Below are 15,918 nucleotides of genomic sequence, written 5' to 3'. Positions count from 1 at the left end.
TTTTTAGTTTTTATATGGAGGTATATTGAAGTGAAAATAGGCTTTTATGGGGCATCTAAAGCCGGAATTTCTCTTGCGCTTTATTTTAAAGAGCATGGGCTTGAGATTACAGGGTTTTATAACAGAACATATGAAAAAGCCATAAAAGCTTCTTCCATGACAAAAACGCATGCATTTAAGAGTCCTGAAAAACTCGTAGAGGCTTCTGATGTGCTTTTTATAGCCATTTCTGATACATTTATAGAAGAAGTTTCTAAAAATCTTTATTCGCCACATTTGTCCCAAAAGGTGCTCGGACACTTGTCAGGTGCGCTGACGTCTGATGCTATTAAAACCGAATGCAGAGGAAAATTTTCTCTTCATCCTATTCAGACTCTGAGAGGGCAGCCTGAAGATGTCCAGATTTTAAAAAAGGCGGTGTTTTCTTTAGAAGGCGATGATGAAGGTAAAAAGATTGCCAAGATAATTTTGCAGAAAATAGGGAATAAATATATAGAGCTCAAAAAAGAGGACAAAGTAGTTTATCATCTTGCAGCAACAGTTGCTTCAAATTACCTTGTAGCTCTTTTGAACTTTTCGTATTTGCTTTATAAAAAAATCGGACTTGAAGATGAGGTTATTTTTTCCATAATAAAGCCTCTTTCTTCTGCATCACTTGAAAATTTTTTAAAGGATAGGCTTAACTGTTTGACAGGACCTGCCGCAAGAGGCGATGTTTTGACACTTCAAAAACACTACAATGCTTTGCCGGATGAAAAGAAGACTGCTTTTTTAGAACTTTTAAAACTTGCGGCAGATCTAATATTTGAGAAGAGCGATAAGGATGTCTATGAAAAACTTCAACAATTTATAAATTCTGTAAGGTGGTGAAAAAAATGAACAAGGTGACAACCAAGACGCTGTTTGAAAAAAAACAAAAAGGCGAGAAAATAACCATGCTTACTGCTTACGACTACACCTTTGCAAAGATATTTGACAGCTGCTCTGTAGATATCCTGCTTGTTGGCGATTCGCTTGGTATGGTGATCCTTGGCTATGACTCTACAATTCCGGTCACAATGGATGATATGGAGCACCATGTCAGAGCTGTTAGCCGAGGTGCAAAGTATTCAATGGTTGTCGCTGACATGCCGTTTTTGTCATACCACACTACAATAGAAGATGCTGTGAAAAACGCAGGAAGGTTAATTCGTGCAGGTGCTTATGCGGTCAAGATGGAAGGCTGCGACGATGTATATGATAAGATAGAGGCTGTTATCAAAGCCCAGATACCTGTTATGGGACATTTGGGGCTTACACCCCAGTCTGTCAACATCTTTGGAGGCTATGACCTTCGCGCAAAGGAGGAAGCTGAAGCAAAAAAACTTGTGGAAGATGCTAAAAAACTTGAGAAAGCTGGGGTATTTGCAATTGTGCTTGAAAAAGTGCCAGCTAATGTTGCAAAACAGGTTCAAGAGAGTGTAAAAGTACCTGTAATTGGGATAGGTGCAGGACCATACTGTGATGGTCAGGTGCTTGTGTGTTATGACATGCTTGGCATGTATGAAGATTTCAAGCCAAAGTTTGTAAAAAGATATGCTGAAGTAGGGAATATAATCAAAGATGCTGTGACAAGGTACATTGAAGAGGTTAAAAAAGGAGAATTTCCAGGAAAGGAGCACAGTTACTGATGGTTGTTGTGGAGAGGATTCAGGAGATGAAAGATATTGTAAAAAGACTTAAAAAAGAAGGCAAATCAATTGGTTTTGTTCCAACAATGGGGTATCTGCATGAAGGACATTTGAGCTTGGTAAGGCTTTCTAAACAGCAAAACGATATTACCATTATGAGCATATTTGTAAATCCTATTCAATTTGGACCCAATGAGGATTATGAGAGATACCCGCGCGACTTTGAGAGGGACAAAACCCTTGCCGGAAAAGAGGGTGTTGACTATATATTTTATCCGTCGGTAGAAGAGATGTATCCCGAAGATTTTAAAACAGTTGTGTCAGTGAAGAAGATAACAGAAATGATGTGCGGCAAATCAAGGCCGGGTCATTTTGATGGTGTTGCAACAGTCGTATTAAAGCTGTTTAACATTGTAAATCCGGACAGAGCTTACTTTGGGCAAAAGGATGCTCAGCAGCTTGCTGTCATAAAGCAGATGGTAAAAGACCTAAATCTTGACGTTGAGATAGTTCCCTGTCCGATTGTCCGTGAGCAAGATGGGCTTGCAATGAGCTCGAGAAATGTATATCTTTCTGAAGAGGAAAGAAAATCTGCAACCGTTTTGTACAGGGCTTTGAATTTGGCAAAAGAGATGATTGAAAAAGGAGAAAAAGAGGTATCAGTTATAAAAAAGGCAATGGAAGAGATGATTTTAAGAGAAAAATATACAAAGATTGATTACATTGAATTTGTAAATAGTGATAATTTTGAAGTAATCTCAAAGGTTGAAGGAAAGGTTCTCATAGCTCTTGCTGTTTTTGTTGGAAAAGCAAGACTTATAGACAACATTGTGGTGGAGGCGAAATAGCAAAGATGTTCATTGAGGTTTTAAAGTCTAAGATTCACAGAGCAACCGTTACAGAGGCAAATCTAAACTATGTTGGTAGCATCACGATTGATGAGGAGTTGATGAAAGCAGCCGGAATATATGAAAATGAAAAGGTGCAAGTTGTGAATATAAACAACGGCGAGAGATTTGAAACTTATGTAATAAAGGGTGAAAAAGGCAGCGGAACTATTTGCCTAAACGGAGCAGCAGCACGTCTTGTGCAGGTGGGCGATAAGATAATTATAATGGCATACTGTCTTCTCACCATGGAAGAGTATTATAATCACAAGCCAAAGATTGTGTTTGTGGATGATGAAAACAGGATTGTAAGACTTTCGGATAAAGAAGAGCAATCTGAATGTATTTGTTAATTAATTTTGAATTTCAGAGGTGGGGAAAAGCAGATTTTCAATCCCCGCCTTCAATTTTTTAATAAAATTTCTGTCTTTTGCATAAACTATATCTATTGAAGTGCTAAGATTTAAATTGTAAAAATGAAAAGAAAAAGTCCACTCAAGGTTGTACTCTCAATTTTTGTTATTTTAATACCTTTAATAGCCATCTCGGGTATATCAAACCACAACAAGAATTCGTATCTTATATATGTCTCAATTGATGACAGTAGGCTATATGTATTTAAAGAAGGGATTTTATACAAGTCATATCCAATTTCACCAGGCAAGCCTTCAACTCCTACTCCAGTTGGCACATTTAAGATAATATCAAAAGACTACTGGGGTGAAGGGTTTGGAGGAAGGTGGATGGGGCTAAATGTTGTATATGGCAAATATGGCATTCATGGAACGATATATGAAAATTATATAGGGGCTCATGTGAGCAAAGGCTGTGTTAGAATGCTCAACAAGGATGTGAAAGAACTGTTTTCATATATTTCTGTTGGAACTACAGTAGTAATTTCAGAAGGCATATATGGAGAGTTTAGAAATGGTTTTAGAACAATCTACCCGGGTGATACTGGAGAGGATGTTATGGCAGTTCAAAGAAGGCTCAAAAAACTCGGATTTTATTCAGGGAGCATCGATGGCAAGTATGGAGCAGCACTTGAATATGCAGTAAATTTATACCAGAAGAAAAATAAGCTTCCTGTAACCAACAAGATTACACCATATTTGCTAAGAAAAATGGGTTTTTATTTATTTGAATAAAAGCAGTTTAAAAATAAAAAAATAATTTGTGTAGCTTTTGAAACACCAAGATTAAAACTTCAAAAAAGGGAGGTTTGAAGAAAGTGGCTAACATTACCTCAAAAGAGCTCATGTTTTTAGAAGACAATATCAAGATGATGCAAAATTCTATCAACTTTATTGCAGGAGTTTCTGATCAGATTACAGATGTATCTTTAAAGAACCTATGCCAGCAGTGTGTAAACCACTACAAAAGTGACATAAACATCCTGTCAAGATTTATTGAAAATCCAAGCATTCAATAACCTAAAAAAGGGGTGATAGCCATGAAGACACTTTCAGACAGAGATATTGCTTTTTCACTTTTGAACTCTTTAAAGCTTCAGGCAACAGCTTTGACAAACTTAGTTTTAGAGAGCACAAACAATGCCCTCAGAAGAGAAGCTATGTCAGTTTTAAACAGGGTATTTGACCATCAAAAACAGATTTTTGATTTCCTCTCGCAAAAGGGCTGGTACCCTGTTGAGATGGCAAAACAAGAAGATATTACAAAGGCACAAAGGGATGTTCAAACAATTCAGAGCAATATCCAGATGGTCTCGATGTAAGAACCTTTGTTTAAAGGGCAGACCTGCAGTTTTAAAAGGCTGCCCTTTTTGATTTTTAGAAATTTTTTTTCATAACAATCCATTTACCTTGAGGGTCTTGAGACATTCCAATTTGATAGAATCCAAATTTTTTGTATAGTTTTATAGCAGGTAGATTATCTGGTCGCACCTCTAATTTTACTTCTTTTACTCCTTTTGATTTTAAAAATTCAAGTCCTGCTTCAACAAGTTTTGTTCCAATACTTTTTCCTCTGTAGCTTTTTAGCGTTCCAATAGAAAGAATTTGTGCAGAGACTTCGCTTGCATATCGTGTTTGAAATCTGAAAAAGTCAAGCTTGTTAGAAAGTATTTTCCATATAGCTCTTATGCCAAAACCGTACAGGCCCAAAAGCCATTTGATAGTCCACTTTAAAAACGAAAGGGTCAAGATTGCAGCTATCCATACCTTTTTGATGTCTCTGACAACACATATATACCCTGCAATCTTTTTATTTTCTTCATCTTCATAGACCAAGAAACCATGAGGTTCTGCAATGAGCACAACTTTGAATATGTCTTCTATGGCAGAGTTTTTGATTCTATTCTCAAAGTAGAACTCAATGCTATCAGAAAAAGCTTCTCTGAAAATTTGTGCTATCTGGGGAAGGTCAGAAAACTTTGCACATCTTATCATACGACTCACCTTGCTGAAATAACAAATCTTTTTTAAATGCTTTGTTACGTTTGTTATTTAATTATACCCGTTTTTGAAGAAGAAAGAAAGAAAAATAAGAGTTTTGTAGGGAATGCTTTCCAAAATATTACAACAAAAATTTTTTAAAAAGGATATTGACAAAAAATCTTTTATAAGTATAATAAATAATGTCGACGGCGGGAAACAGAAGACGCCGAAGACAAAAAGAAAGAGAGGTTCCTCGGTAGCTCAGCGGTGGAGCATCCGGCTGTTAACCGGAGGGTCGTAGGTTCGAATCCTACCCGGGGAGCCAATTTTATTAAGGGCCTTTAGCTCAGCTGGTAGAGCGGCCGGCTCATAACCGGTTGGTCTGGGGTTCGAATCCCTAAGGGCCCACCAATTTTAAAAATAAAAGCAAGTCTTTAAAAAGACTTGCTTTTTTGTTTTTTATATATTCTACTATTCTTTTTCAGGCTCTTCATGATTTCGTGCTAGGTTTTCAAAAAGTAATCTATATACTGTTTCAGCATTTTTATTCCAATTTTTACAAATCCTTTTTGCAATCTCAACATGTGGTACATTTACTTTTATTTCAAATAAGACACTGTTTCCCTCACGAAGAGAACATATAACTATGTATTCGGTCGGGCTGAGAATTTTATAATCAGAATAGATTTCTGTATTGAGTTTAATCTTTCTATAATTCTTTTTTATGTATTCTTCTACTTCCTCGACTATAGCTTTTGGAAGCAAATCCAAAAGAATGTTTAGGACATCTCTACCAGTTTGTGATATCTCAATATACGTTCTGATCTCATCATCATATTTATGAATTAGCTTTTGAGCTTCCAGTTCTTTGAGATACTGCTGGTATTCAAAAAAGTTCATGTACTTTGTTGAGAGGACAAACTCGTCAAGCTGCTGGATAGGAATGGGAATGTTTATCTTACTTAAGAAAAATAAGATTATGAGCTTGTTTTGGGCAAGGGTATGTATTTCGTTGAACTCATCAGCCATCTTTTTCCACTCCTTTTTTACTTTTAAAGCCGCCATATGGTGTTTGTAAATATGGCGGCTTGTATATTTTTGTCCGTTTTAAAAACTGGCATCTTACCTTAAGTTAAATTCTCCCAGTGTCTTCATTCTCTCAATTTCTTTGATTATGATATCATACAGGTTCAAATCTAAAGTGTTGCAGATTGAAGCTAAATAAAATAATGTGCTTCCAATCTCTTTTTCAATCAGATCTCTACAATTTTCACAAAGCTGTCCTTCAACATGTGTTTTGAGGTACTTTTTTGCTTCTTTCAAGCTCACATCTATAGGAATCTCCTGTTTTTTAGCATTTATTCTTATGCATCCACAGTTTGTGACCGATTTTATTATGCTTCTGTTGACACGTGCTGCCGATTCAGAAAACTTTGTAAGGCTATCAAGTATACTTTTGTTTCGTATCAAAAGTTCATCGACAACATATTGAAAATCGTCTATAAAGATATCCTTCAACATCTTTCACTCCTAAAAAAACAACTTTAGTTTAATTATAAATTTCTTCAAAATCAAATGTCAATAGAATTTTACAAATGGCTTTTCATAACAAAAACAAAGTAGTAAAATATTAAAAACAGCATTTTTGCGAAGGAGGAAATACAATTTAATGAAGATTGGCTTTTCAACAGTAGGATGTCCTAACTTTACCTGGGATGAGATCTTAGCTGCTGCCAAAGACTTTGGATATGACGGTATTGAACTGAGAGGACTTGGAGATGAACTTGAAGTATATAAAGCAGAACCTTTTGCTCCTGAAAACTTGCCACTGACAAAAAAGAGGTTAAAAGAACTGAATTTGGAGATTTCATGTTTGGCAACATCATGTTATATATTTGAAAAATCTTACCAAGAAAACATATTAAAGTCTGCAAAAGCGCATATTGAACTTGCTAAAGAGCTTTCTTGCAAATACATAAGGGTTTTAGGTGATAGGTGGATAACACCTGGAGAAAATATCGATGAGGAATTTGTAAAAGAGATGCTTTGCAAGCTGTGCGACATGGCAAAAGAGTATGATGTTGACATTTTGATTGAAACAAATGGCGTGTGGGCAGAGTCAAAAAGGCTTGCTGAATTGCTTGAAGATGTACCATATGAGAATGTTGGTGTTGTGTGGGATATTCACCATCCTTTCAGGTTTTTTAAGGAGAATATTGAAGAAACTTTTAGCAATTTGAAAGGATATATAAAGCATGTTCATATAAAAGACTCAAAGATTGAAAATGGCAAGCTTGTATTTAAGATGATAGGCGAGGGTGATGTGCCTATTGAAAAGGCCATAGATCTTCTTTTGCAGCAAGGCTACAGCGGTTATATTTCTTTTGAATGGGTAAAAAGATGGTTTTCTGATCTTGAAGAGCCGGGAATTGTGTTTTTGGAGTTTATTAATAGAATCAAGAAGATAATAAAATAAAAAGAAGAGGGGCTGATAATTTACAACTTTGCTCAGCCCCTCTTGCTTATTTTTATTTCCCATTACTGTTCAGAAGGTGAAGTTTAAACTTGTCATGTATAGCTCTGACAGCTTTGTCTGCATCCTTTTCATCAATTAAAACTGAAATCTTGATTTCTGATGTTGAAATCATTTCAATGTTGATACCTGCATCATAGAGTGCTTCAAACATCATTGCAGCAACGCCTGGATTGTTGACCATTCCAGCACCTACAATAGATACCTTTGCGACATTATCAGCATATGTTATATCCTTTGCACCAATTACGTGCAAATTCTTTGTCAAAACATCAAGTGTCTGTTTTAAGTTGCTCTTTGATACTGTAAAGGATATATCCTTTGTCTTTTCTCTTCCAATTGACTGCAAAATTATGTCAACATTTATATTTTCTTTTGCCAAAAGTGAAAATATCTGAAATGCCTTGCCTGGAACATTTTCAACTCCAATCACTGCAACCCTTGCAATATCCTTATCGCACGCAACGCCGGATACTAAAAGCTTTTCCACCGAATTTACCTCCTTTACAATTGTTCCTTCATTATCATTAAAAGATGATCTTACAACAAGAGGAATATTATATTTTTTTGCAAGTTCTACAGACCTGTTATGCAAAACCTTTGCCCCAAGTGTAGCAAGCTCCAACATCTCATCATAAGAGATTTCTTTGAGCTTTGAAGCATTTGGGACAATTCTTGGGTCTGCTGTATAAACCCCGTCCACGTCTGTATATATTTCGCATTTATCAGCTTTCAATGCGGCAGCCAAAGCTACAGCTGTGGTATCAGAACCGCCACGCCCCAGCGTGGTTATATCATCGTACTTGTTTATTCCTTGAAAACCTGCAACAACAACTATGTTTCTCTTATCAAGTTCTCTTTGGAGCCTTTCTGTATCAATTTCAACAATTCTCGCATTTGAATAGTGGCTGTCTGTTTTTATTCCTGCTTGCCAGCCAGTGAGCGATATAACAGGATACCCCAGCTTTTCAATTGCCATTGCCATAAGTGCAATTGAAATTTGCTCACCTGTGGAAAGGAGCATATCCATTTCTCTTTTTGAAGGATTTTCATTTATCTCTTTTGCCTTTTCAATAAGCTCGTCTGTTGTGTCACCTTGAGCTGAAACAACAACTACAACCTTGTTTCCTTTCTCGTACTCGCTAATTGCCCGCCTTGCTGCTCGAAATATTCTTTCTTTGTCTGCAACAGATGTTCCACCATACTTTTGCACAACTATTCCCAAGATTTTTCCCTCCCATGTAAGTAATATCAATAGGCTAAAAGTTTTATAAAACTACTTTGATAATATTATATTACACTTTTAAATGATTGACTTTATCTTTTTAAACTTGTGCTCTGAACAGAAAAAACTGTTGCGCCGCTATTGTCGGCTTCTAAAATCATAAAGTCCCAATTAGCCGAAAGTTCAATACTTGCAAGTACGTTTTTGACATTCTGTTCAAAAATTTCATAATTTTCATCAACAAGAGCAATTATAGAAGGCCCTGCACCAGACAAAAATGCTCCTTTTGCTCCAGCTTCTAAAGCCAGATTAACAATTTTATCAAAGTCGGGGATAAGTTTTTTTCTGTAAGGCTGGTGAAGCCTATCCTGTGTTGCTGCGGGCAAAAGCTCATAGTTTCCTGTTGTAATTGCGCTTGCAAAAAGCGCCGCTCTGCCAATGTTAAACACAGCATCTTTAAACTCAATGTATTTTGGCAAAATATTTCTTGCATATTCTGTTGATAGCTGAAAATCAGGAATAAACACTGCAAACTTGAGTCTTGACGGTACAACAAATTTTATATAATTTACTTTTTTGTCTTCCAGCACCGCAAACACAAGCCCACCAATCATTGCGGGTGTTGAATTGTCTGGATGTCCTTCCATTTTTGCAGCTAAGTAAATCATCTCTTCTTCAGATAGTTTTCCGCCACACAGAAGATTTGCAGCATATATTCCACCTGAGATACATGCAGCAGAAGAACCAAGCCCGCGCGTCAGAGGGATTTCGTTTATAAGGTTTATCCTAAGCCCTCTTGGATACCAGCCAACCTCATCAAATACAGTTTTCATTGCTTTAAACACGAGATTATTTTCGTCTTTTGCTATTGATGGGTCATCCGGGGATGAAGTAATTATAAGTCCTTTTTCAATCTCTTCAACTTCAATAATATTATAAAGTTTTAAAGCAACGCCCATACAGTCAAATCCGGCACCGAGGTTTGCCGATGATGCCGGAACCTTCACAGAAATCATTTTTTCAGCTTACCTCCAGACATTTTTACTTATATATTTTCATCGTATCTTATAATAGACAAAACCTTTTCCACAACAGGAATCTTTTCAAGCTGAGAGATTTTTTCTTTAAACTCACTTTCTTTCATCTCATGAGTGACAAAAGCAAATTCATTTGTACCTATTGGTTTATGTGTGTTTACTATCATGCAGTCATTAAAGATGAGAGACACAGCATCTTTTGCCTTTGTGTAGTCTTTATACTTGACTCTTACAAAAAACCTGCAGGATGTGTTTTCAATGTCAACAACTTCAATGTCACCAGATATTGCCCATGTGTAGACATAAGACTTATCAATATGTTTAACAATGTCTATTATATCGCCAACAACAGCACTTGCTGTTGGAAGCTTCCCGGCACCTTGACCATAAAACATTACATCACCAATTGCATCGCCTTTTACTAAAATTGCATTGAATACATCATCCACATTTGCAAAAGGACTTTTGTAAGATATCATAAGTGGTGAGACTCTTGCAAATACTCTTTTATTGTCCAACTTTTTGCTCATTGCAATAAGTTTTATTGTGCACCCAAGCTCTTCGGCATACTCCATATCCTCTTTTGTTATCTTGGATATACCTTCTGTATAAATATTTTCATAGTTTACATAATGAGAATATGCAATAGATGAGAGGATTGCAATTTTTCTGCATGCGTCATGACCTTCAATGTCATTGCTTGGATTTCTTTCTGCGTATCCTTTTTCCTGGGCTTCTTTTAGAGCGTCTTCAAACGAAAGAGAATATTTTTTCATCTGGGTTAGAATATAATTTGTTGTACCATTTAAAATTCCAGCGATCTCTGTAATTTGATTTCCTGCAAGGCAGTTTTGAAGAGGTCTTATAATAGGAATTCCTCCACCAACACTTGCTTCAAAGAGGTAATTTATGTTATTTTCTTTAGCAATCTTTAAAAGTTCAGGACCATGTTTTGCAACAAGTTCCTTGTTGGATGTTACGACATGTTTTCGATTTAAAAGAAGTTTTTTTGTATAAGTGTATGCAGGTTCAAGCCCACCTATTGTCTCAACAACAATTGAAACTTCGGGGTCGTTGAGTATCACATCAAAGTCTTTTATCATCAAATCTTTTGCAGGATGGTCAGGAAAATCGCGAATGTCAAGAATGTATTTTACCGATATTTCTTCCCCTGCTCTTTTTGCAATTGATGATGCATTTTTTGTCAAAACTTCCCATACACCTGAACCGACAACTCCAAAACCCATTATTGCAACCTTTGCCACTTCTATTTCCCTCCTTTTTCAAAACCTTTTTAATACTCTTCTCTTCCCAAAATCTCAATCTTTTTAACACCATCAACCTTTTCAATCTCGAGAATTAAATCTTTAACAGACTTTGTCATCCCAGATGTTCTGATAGAAATTGACACAGTTGCAATTCCGCCAAGAGGAATGTTTTGATTAATTGTAAGAATGTTTGCATTTGTGTCAGAAATAATGTTTAATATCTTTGACAAAATTCCAGGGATGTCTTTTAAAACAAGAGCAAGAGTTATAATCTTGCCACGAGAACTTTCAAAAAAAGGGAATATACAATCTTTATATTTGTAAAAAGCACTTCTTGAAATCCCCACCATCTTTACAGCTTCATTTACAGCTTTCACTTCACCCTTTTCTAACAGCTCTTTTGCTTTGACAACTTTCAAAAATACTTCAGGCAATACACTTTCTTCAACTATATAATATGTGGCATCTTTCTTTAGCATATTTATTGTTCACCTATAAAAGACAAATGTCTTTATGGAATGGATTTTAGCATATGTTTTTAAAAAATTCAAGTATAAAAATAATATTTATATTGCATATTAAGTGGTAGAAAGGAGAATTTGGCTTCAGATGATAAAACTTTCGGATATCATAACAAAGTACAGTATACTGATGTTTATTTTGAGTGGTATTTTGATATTTTTGTTGGATATAAAAGAACTGAAATCTAAAAATTTGCGAAGAGAAATGAGACTTGCGAAGATAACTGGTATTTTTCTTGTATGTGTTGGCATCTTAATGTGTATCGTAAAACTTTTTATATAAAACACAACTAGTATTAGTCTCAATGAGGTGGAGAACAATGGGGTTTATTGAAATAATAAAACGTAAAAAAGAAAGGAAAAAAAATTTTCAGCAGAGAGAAACAAAAGCATTTGTTGAAGCTCAAGAGAAAATCTTTTCGTCTATTGATGAAAACATAAAATATATAACAGAATTGCTTGTTGACAACGACGACATTGTAATAAGAAACTTTTTAGCAGGTAATATAAGATGTGCAACCATCTTTGTTGACGGGCTTGTGAACAGAGAGATAATTGACAGAGATGTAATAAAACATCTCATGGTAGAAGTACAACTGTTTAAAGAAGAGATTTCTCCAAAAGATGCATATAACAAAATTCTTAATACTCTCCTTGCAACATCTGATATAAAAGAGGTTACAAGTTTTAAAGATGCTATTTTAGACCTTCTCTGTGGAGAGACACTTCTATTTGTGGACGGGGCTGACAGGATAATAAGAGTTTCTACAAGAAGTTTTCCAAACAGAGGTATTCAACAGCCAATCTCAGAAAATGCTGTAAGAGGTCCGCGCGACAGTTTTAATGAAGTTGTAAGGTTTTCGACAGCACTTATTAGAAGAAGAGTAAGAGATACAAGACTTAAGGTTAAGAATATAAAATTAGGAAGACGTTCTCAAACAGATATATATATTGTTTATATAGATGATATTGTTGATAAAGATGTTTTAAATGAAGTAAAACAAAGACTTTCAAAAATAGATATTGATGCAATAATGGAGTCTGGTATGGTAGAACAGTTTATCGAAGACGATATATTTTGTGTGTTTCCAACAATACAGCATACTGAAAGGGTTGACACAGTGGTTGCGGCAATTTATGAAGGCAGAGTTGCTATTTTATGTGATAATACCAACCTTGCTTTGATAGTTCCTGCTACATTTTCAACATTTATTCAACACTCAGAAGATTACTATGAAAGATGGCATATAGCAACTGTTATAAGAATTTTGAGGGTGATAGCAGCTGTCATTGCTATGACCCTTCAAGGTTTTTATATCTCTATATCGTCATTTACACCAAGCATGATTCCACCTGATCTTGGACTTTTTATAGCAGCGACAAGAGAAGGTGTGCCAATTCCAGTATTTGTTGAAGCACTGTTTTTAGAGTTTATGCTTGAGCTTTTAAGAGAGGCGGGGTTACGTCTTCCTGGTCCAATTGGGCAGACAATTGGTATTGTTGGTGGACTTATAATAGGACAGGCTGCAGTTCAAGCAGGTATAATATCACCTATTATGGTTATACTTGTGGCAACAACGGCAATTGCTTCGTTTGCCATACCTGCATATAATTTTTCTATCTCATTAAGATTATTGAAATTTGTATATATTATTGTTTGCGCAGCTTTGGGAATTTACGGATTTATCCTTCTCAGTCTTATAATACTTGGGAATCTTGTAAAAACTAAAAGCTTTGGTGTGCCGTATTTGTCTCCATTTGTTTCATTTGAGATAATGGATTACAAAGATTCTATTATAAGACTTCCAACAAGATATCTGTGGGCAAGACCTATATTTGCTTCAACCCATCAGAAAATCAGAATGCTGCATGAAAGAAGTTCAATACCCGCATCGGCAGGTGAAAATAAAAAATGATAATAAATGATAACGATAAAATTTCCAGTTTTCAGTGTTTTGTATTGTTTGTATCTGTAATGATAGGAATTGGGATAATGTTTATGCCTTCATCTGTTGCAAAAACTGTTGAACAAAATGGATGGTTCGTTGTGTTACTTGGCGGAATGCTATCATTTCTGGCTTTTCTTTTAATTTTTAAACTTACTATGTTAGACCCAGACGTAACTGTAATTGAACTTCTAACAAATGCATTTGGGAAAATAGTTGGAACTGTTTTTTCGATTATGTATGTCATATATTTTATAATTTTTTCATCTTTTGAAACAAGGCTTATAGCTGAAACAGCAAAAGAATTTTTGTTTACACTGACACCCAATGAAGTTTTGATAATTACATTTCTTCTTTCATGTGCCTATCTCTCAAGGTATGGGATAGAAGTAATTGCACGAATGTGCGAAGTGCTTATGCCGGGAATTGTTCTAATAATTGTTATATTAAGCTTTTTTGTCTATCAAAGACTGGATTTTTCAAATCTACTTCCTGTTTTAAATATTTCATTTTCAAAACTTCTCAAGGGGATTGGAACAACAATATTTAGTTTTTTGGGATTTGAGGTATTTTTGTTTTTCATGCCCTATATAAGAAGGAAAGACAAGCTCATCAAAAGTGCTTTTTTCGGTTTTTTGGTCACAGTTTTGCTCTATGAAATAATAATTATATTTGCAACAGCTGATTTTGGAGCAAAAGAGATGCAGACCATGATATGGCCAACATTAAATCTTTTTAGAGATGTTACAGTTTTGGAAATTGTTATAGAAAGACCAGAAAGCATAGTAGTTGCTCTATGGATGATAACCACATATACAACAGAGATTATTTTCTTAATGACAACAGGTTTGATTTTGGCAAGAATTTTTAATACCAAGGAACACAACTTTTTTGTATTTTTACAACTACCATTTATTTATATTCTTTCTTTAATTCCTCAAAATATATCTGAAACACAGAAGTTTATGGACTATTTTAGTTACTTTTTTGCAACCTTTCTTGTTTTATTTTTGCCACTTGTCACATACACTGTCCTTTTTGTCAAAAGGAAGGTGAAAAAAACGTGAGGATAAAAAAAGAAGCAGCTTTAGCAATTTTGATGATTTTTCTTACCTTTTTCTTGTCAGGTTGCTGGGATAGAGTCGAAATAGAAGACAGGGGTTATGTTCTTGCACTTGGTGTTGACAAGTATGACCCGAGCGATTTGAACAAATATGAAAGCAGTGAGTATATTGATCTTGACAGAAGAACTCAGAAATTTTCTCCTGAACAGAAAAAGCCCGATATTAAAACAGACCAGAAAGGAATTGATCCACAAACAAAAAGAAAGGTAAAACCCCCCCTTCCAAACAGCAAAAATGAATATAAGTTTGCGATAACAGTGCTTTTCCCAAACCTCAGAACCATTGGAAAAGATTCTAAACCAGATGAGCAGATGAGATTTTTGTTTGTAAGACCTGCCAATGATGTAATAGGTATAAGAAATTACCTTGAAAGAGAAATAAATAAAAGACTATATTATGGATATTTAAAAGTTATTGTGCTGGGAAGAGATTTAGTAGAAGAGCCAGGGTATATGAAAGAAGTTTTAGATGGGCTAAGTAGAGAGAGTGATATTCCTCAAAACACATTTTTGCTTGTTTCTGAAACAACAGCAAGAGATGTTCTGAACACAATGCCACTTGTTCAGCCTGTAACTGGTATTCATCTCTTTGAGATATCAAAAAATGCATCAATTTATGGAAGGGTAATTGATACACCTTTAAGTCAAGTTGTAAATAGCTTTATAAATTCGAACTGTGCGGTTATATCGAGGGTTGAACCTGGAATTGAGACGTTAAAAGTAGCTGGTGCTGCTGTATTTAAAAATTTCAGGTTTGTTGGCTGGATGAATGAAAAGCAGCTACAAATCTATAAGCTTCTCATGGGCAAGGCAAAGCACACGTTTATTGACGATTTGAAGTACAAATCAACGTATATTCCATTTGTTACTACAGAGATTCAAACTAAAAAGAAAATTAAAAATGAAAAAGGAAGACTAAAGATTGTTTACAATCTAAGGATAGAAGGTGAAGTTATTGAGTTTGTATTCAAAAGTGGGTACAAAGTTTTAGATGATCCTATGAGGAGGTATATTCAAAATGAGCTAAACAAAATTTTAAAAACAAGAGCAGAAGATCTTATCTATCTGTTAAAGTATAAATATAATGCTGATGTTTTGGGAATAGGGGATTTAATTTCAAAGAGGAGGGCAAAAGATTGGGAAAAGCTCAAAAAAAACTGGGATGTTGAGTTTAAGAAAATAGATATAGAGGTTATACCAGATGTAAGGCTAAGACGAAGCGGAACAATTTATTAAAGATTTTTATGTATAAATTTTGTTTTCTGAGTGAATGCTAAAAATAGAAATAATTTTTGTTTGAGAGGAAAAAAGA

19 protein-coding genes and 2 tRNA genes are annotated in these 15,918 nt (G+C 35.1%); 14 read left to right on the top strand and 7 right to left on the bottom strand.

The window, feature by feature from the left end; genetic code table 11:
- Positions 1-30: 30 nt before the first annotated feature.
- The 7 genes from COB47_RS08945 to COB47_RS08915 all read left to right on the top strand — a co-directional run bounded on the left by COB47_RS08945 (position 31) and on the right by COB47_RS08915 (position 4,292).
- Positions 31-870, top strand: a complete 840-nt coding sequence (locus COB47_RS08945) for a Rossmann-like and DUF2520 domain-containing protein (protein WP_013291056.1) — start codon at positions 31-33, stop codon at positions 868-870.
- A gap of 5 nt (positions 871-875) precedes the next feature.
- The gene (gene panB / locus COB47_RS08940; RefSeq protein WP_013291055.1) at positions 876-1,670 is read left to right on the top strand and encodes a 3-methyl-2-oxobutanoate hydroxymethyltransferase; all 795 of its coding nucleotides are present in this window, start codon (positions 876-878) and stop codon (positions 1,668-1,670) included.
- Complete coding sequence (gene panC / locus COB47_RS08935; RefSeq protein WP_013291054.1) at positions 1,670-2,518, top strand: pantoate--beta-alanine ligase; 849 nt, start codon at positions 1,670-1,672, stop codon at positions 2,516-2,518. The genes panB and panC overlap by 1 nt, the downstream gene beginning before the upstream one ends.
- Before the next feature lie 5 nt (positions 2,519-2,523).
- Positions 2,524-2,910, top strand: coding sequence for an aspartate 1-decarboxylase (panD, locus tag COB47_RS08930; protein ID WP_013291053.1), 387 nt, complete (start codon positions 2,524-2,526; stop codon positions 2,908-2,910).
- A 123-nt stretch (positions 2,911-3,033) separates the two neighbouring features.
- Positions 3,034-3,705: a L,D-transpeptidase family protein gene (locus COB47_RS08925; protein ID WP_013291052.1), complete on the top strand. Its 672-nt coding sequence runs from the start codon at positions 3,034-3,036 to the stop codon at positions 3,703-3,705.
- 83 nt (positions 3,706-3,788) lie between these two features.
- Entirely contained in the window at positions 3,789-3,989 is a 201-nt protein-coding gene (locus COB47_RS08920; protein ID WP_013291051.1) for a hypothetical protein, read from the top strand.
- 21 nt (positions 3,990-4,010) lie between these two features.
- Positions 4,011-4,292 carry a spore coat protein gene (locus COB47_RS08915; RefSeq protein WP_013291050.1) on the top strand — a complete coding sequence of 94 codons (282 nt, stop codon included), beginning with the start codon at positions 4,011-4,013 and terminating at the stop codon, positions 4,290-4,292.
- Positions 4,293-4,347: 55 nt separating this feature from the next.
- Here COB47_RS08915 and COB47_RS08910 read toward each other — a convergent pair whose 3' ends face one another.
- Positions 4,348-4,965 carry a GNAT family N-acetyltransferase gene (locus COB47_RS08910; protein ID WP_013291049.1) on the bottom strand — a complete coding sequence of 206 codons (618 nt, stop codon included), beginning with the start codon at positions 4,963-4,965 and terminating at the stop codon, positions 4,348-4,350.
- Between the two features lie 238 nt (positions 4,966-5,203).
- Here COB47_RS08910 and COB47_RS08905 point away from each other — a divergent pair.
- A tRNA-Asn gene (locus COB47_RS08905) sits at positions 5,204-5,278 on the top strand.
- A gap of 10 nt (positions 5,279-5,288) precedes the next feature.
- Positions 5,289-5,364: transfer RNA gene (locus COB47_RS08900), tRNA-Ile, on the top strand.
- 60 nt (positions 5,365-5,424) lie between these two features.
- Here COB47_RS08900 and COB47_RS08895 read toward each other — a convergent pair.
- Together COB47_RS08895 and COB47_RS08890 are read right to left on the bottom strand one after the other, a co-directional pair.
- Positions 5,425-5,982, bottom strand: coding sequence for a DUF4364 family protein (locus COB47_RS08895; RefSeq protein ID WP_013291048.1), 558 nt, complete (start codon positions 5,980-5,982; stop codon positions 5,425-5,427).
- Between the two features lie 93 nt (positions 5,983-6,075).
- A complete protein-coding gene (locus COB47_RS08890; protein ID WP_013291047.1) occupies positions 6,076-6,474 on the bottom strand; it encodes a nucleoside triphosphate pyrophosphohydrolase family protein in 399 nt (132 codons plus the stop codon).
- A gap of 148 nt (positions 6,475-6,622) precedes the next feature.
- Here COB47_RS08890 and COB47_RS08885 point away from each other — a divergent pair, with 148 nt between their 5' ends.
- On the top strand, positions 6,623-7,429 hold the full coding sequence (locus COB47_RS08885; RefSeq protein ID WP_013291046.1) for a sugar phosphate isomerase/epimerase family protein: 807 nt from the start codon (positions 6,623-6,625) through the stop codon (positions 7,427-7,429).
- Positions 7,430-7,481: 52 nt separating this feature from the next.
- On the opposite strand, the gene COB47_RS08880 is transcribed toward COB47_RS08885, so the two are convergent.
- The 4 genes from COB47_RS08880 to COB47_RS08865 form a co-directional block, all read right to left on the bottom strand.
- Complete coding sequence (locus tag COB47_RS08880; protein WP_013291045.1) at positions 7,482-8,711, bottom strand: aspartate kinase; 1,230 nt, start codon at positions 8,709-8,711, stop codon at positions 7,482-7,484.
- A 92-nt stretch (positions 8,712-8,803) separates the two neighbouring features.
- Positions 8,804-9,727, bottom strand: a complete 924-nt coding sequence (thrB, locus tag COB47_RS08875) for a homoserine kinase (protein WP_013291044.1) — start codon at positions 9,725-9,727, stop codon at positions 8,804-8,806.
- Positions 9,728-9,756: 29 nt separating this feature from the next.
- Positions 9,757-11,013, bottom strand: coding sequence for a homoserine dehydrogenase (locus tag COB47_RS08870; protein WP_013291043.1), 1,257 nt, complete (start codon positions 11,011-11,013; stop codon positions 9,757-9,759).
- A gap of 29 nt (positions 11,014-11,042) precedes the next feature.
- On the bottom strand, positions 11,043-11,495 hold the full coding sequence (locus tag COB47_RS08865; protein ID WP_013291042.1) for an ACT domain-containing protein: 453 nt from the start codon (positions 11,493-11,495) through the stop codon (positions 11,043-11,045).
- A 130-nt stretch (positions 11,496-11,625) separates the two neighbouring features.
- On the opposite strand from COB47_RS08865, the gene COB47_RS08860 reads away from it, so the two are divergent.
- From COB47_RS08860 to COB47_RS08845, 4 genes are read left to right on the top strand one after another with little or no spacing between them, the layout of a single operon-like run.
- A complete protein-coding gene (locus COB47_RS08860; RefSeq protein ID WP_013291041.1) occupies positions 11,626-11,820 on the top strand; it encodes a CLC_0170 family protein in 195 nt (64 codons plus the stop codon).
- Between the two features lie 37 nt (positions 11,821-11,857).
- Positions 11,858-13,453, top strand: coding sequence for a spore germination protein (locus COB47_RS08855; protein ID WP_013291040.1), 1,596 nt, complete (start codon positions 11,858-11,860; stop codon positions 13,451-13,453).
- Complete coding sequence (locus COB47_RS08850) at positions 13,450-14,550, top strand: GerAB/ArcD/ProY family transporter (RefSeq protein ID WP_013291039.1); 1,101 nt, start codon at positions 13,450-13,452, stop codon at positions 14,548-14,550. The genes COB47_RS08855 and COB47_RS08850 overlap by 4 nt, the downstream gene beginning before the upstream one ends.
- A 32-nt stretch (positions 14,551-14,582) precedes the next feature.
- A complete protein-coding gene (locus COB47_RS08845) occupies positions 14,583-15,842 on the top strand; it encodes a Ger(x)C family spore germination protein (protein WP_408605201.1) in 1,260 nt (419 codons plus the stop codon).
- Positions 15,843-15,918: the final 76 nt, after the last annotated feature.

Origin of the sequence: Caldicellulosiruptor obsidiansis OB47 (assembly GCF_000145215.1) — a bacterium.
GTDB classification, from domain to species: Bacteria; Bacillota; Thermoanaerobacteria; order Caldicellulosiruptorales; family Caldicellulosiruptoraceae; genus Caldicellulosiruptor; species Caldicellulosiruptor obsidiansis.
The sequence above is the reverse complement of the archived record's forward strand: the minus strand, read 5'-3'. Positions and strand labels throughout refer to the sequence as shown.

What these genes read in the sequence shown, in the direction of transcription:
- panB (WP_013291055.1), top strand. Translation starts at nt 876, where the DNA reads ATGAACAAGGTGACAACCAAGACGCTGTTTGAAAAAAAACAAAAAGGC.
- panC (WP_013291054.1), top strand. Translation starts at nt 1,670, where the DNA reads ATGGTTGTTGTGGAGAGGATTCAGGAGATGAAAGATATTGTAAAAAGA.
- panD (WP_013291053.1), top strand. Translation starts at nt 2,524, where the DNA reads ATGTTCATTGAGGTTTTAAAGTCTAAGATTCACAGAGCAACCGTTACA.
- COB47_RS08925 (WP_013291052.1), top strand. Translation starts at nt 3,034, where the DNA reads ATGAAAAGAAAAAGTCCACTCAAGGTTGTACTCTCAATTTTTGTTATT.
- COB47_RS08915 (WP_013291050.1), top strand. Translation starts at nt 4,011, where the DNA reads ATGAAGACACTTTCAGACAGAGATATTGCTTTTTCACTTTTGAACTCT.
- COB47_RS08910 (WP_013291049.1), bottom strand. Translation starts at nt 4,965, where the DNA reads ATGATAAGATGTGCAAAGTTTTCTGACCTTCCCCAGATAGCACAAATT.
- COB47_RS08895 (WP_013291048.1), bottom strand. Translation starts at nt 5,982, where the DNA reads ATGGCTGATGAGTTCAACGAAATACATACCCTTGCCCAAAACAAGCTC.
- COB47_RS08890 (WP_013291047.1), bottom strand. Translation starts at nt 6,474, where the DNA reads ATGTTGAAGGATATCTTTATAGACGATTTTCAATATGTTGTCGATGAA.
- COB47_RS08885 (WP_013291046.1), top strand. Translation starts at nt 6,623, where the DNA reads ATGAAGATTGGCTTTTCAACAGTAGGATGTCCTAACTTTACCTGGGAT.
- thrB (WP_013291044.1), bottom strand. Translation starts at nt 9,727, where the DNA reads ATGATTTCTGTGAAGGTTCCGGCATCATCGGCAAACCTCGGTGCCGGA.
- COB47_RS08865 (WP_013291042.1), bottom strand. Translation starts at nt 11,495, where the DNA reads ATGCTAAAGAAAGATGCCACATATTATATAGTTGAAGAAAGTGTATTG.
- COB47_RS08860 (WP_013291041.1), top strand. Translation starts at nt 11,626, where the DNA reads ATGATAAAACTTTCGGATATCATAACAAAGTACAGTATACTGATGTTT.
- COB47_RS08855 (WP_013291040.1), top strand. Translation starts at nt 11,858, where the DNA reads ATGGGGTTTATTGAAATAATAAAACGTAAAAAAGAAAGGAAAAAAAAT.
- COB47_RS08850 (WP_013291039.1), top strand. Translation starts at nt 13,450, where the DNA reads ATGATAATAAATGATAACGATAAAATTTCCAGTTTTCAGTGTTTTGTA.
- COB47_RS08845 (WP_408605201.1), top strand. Translation starts at nt 14,583, where the DNA reads ATGATTTTTCTTACCTTTTTCTTGTCAGGTTGCTGGGATAGAGTCGAA.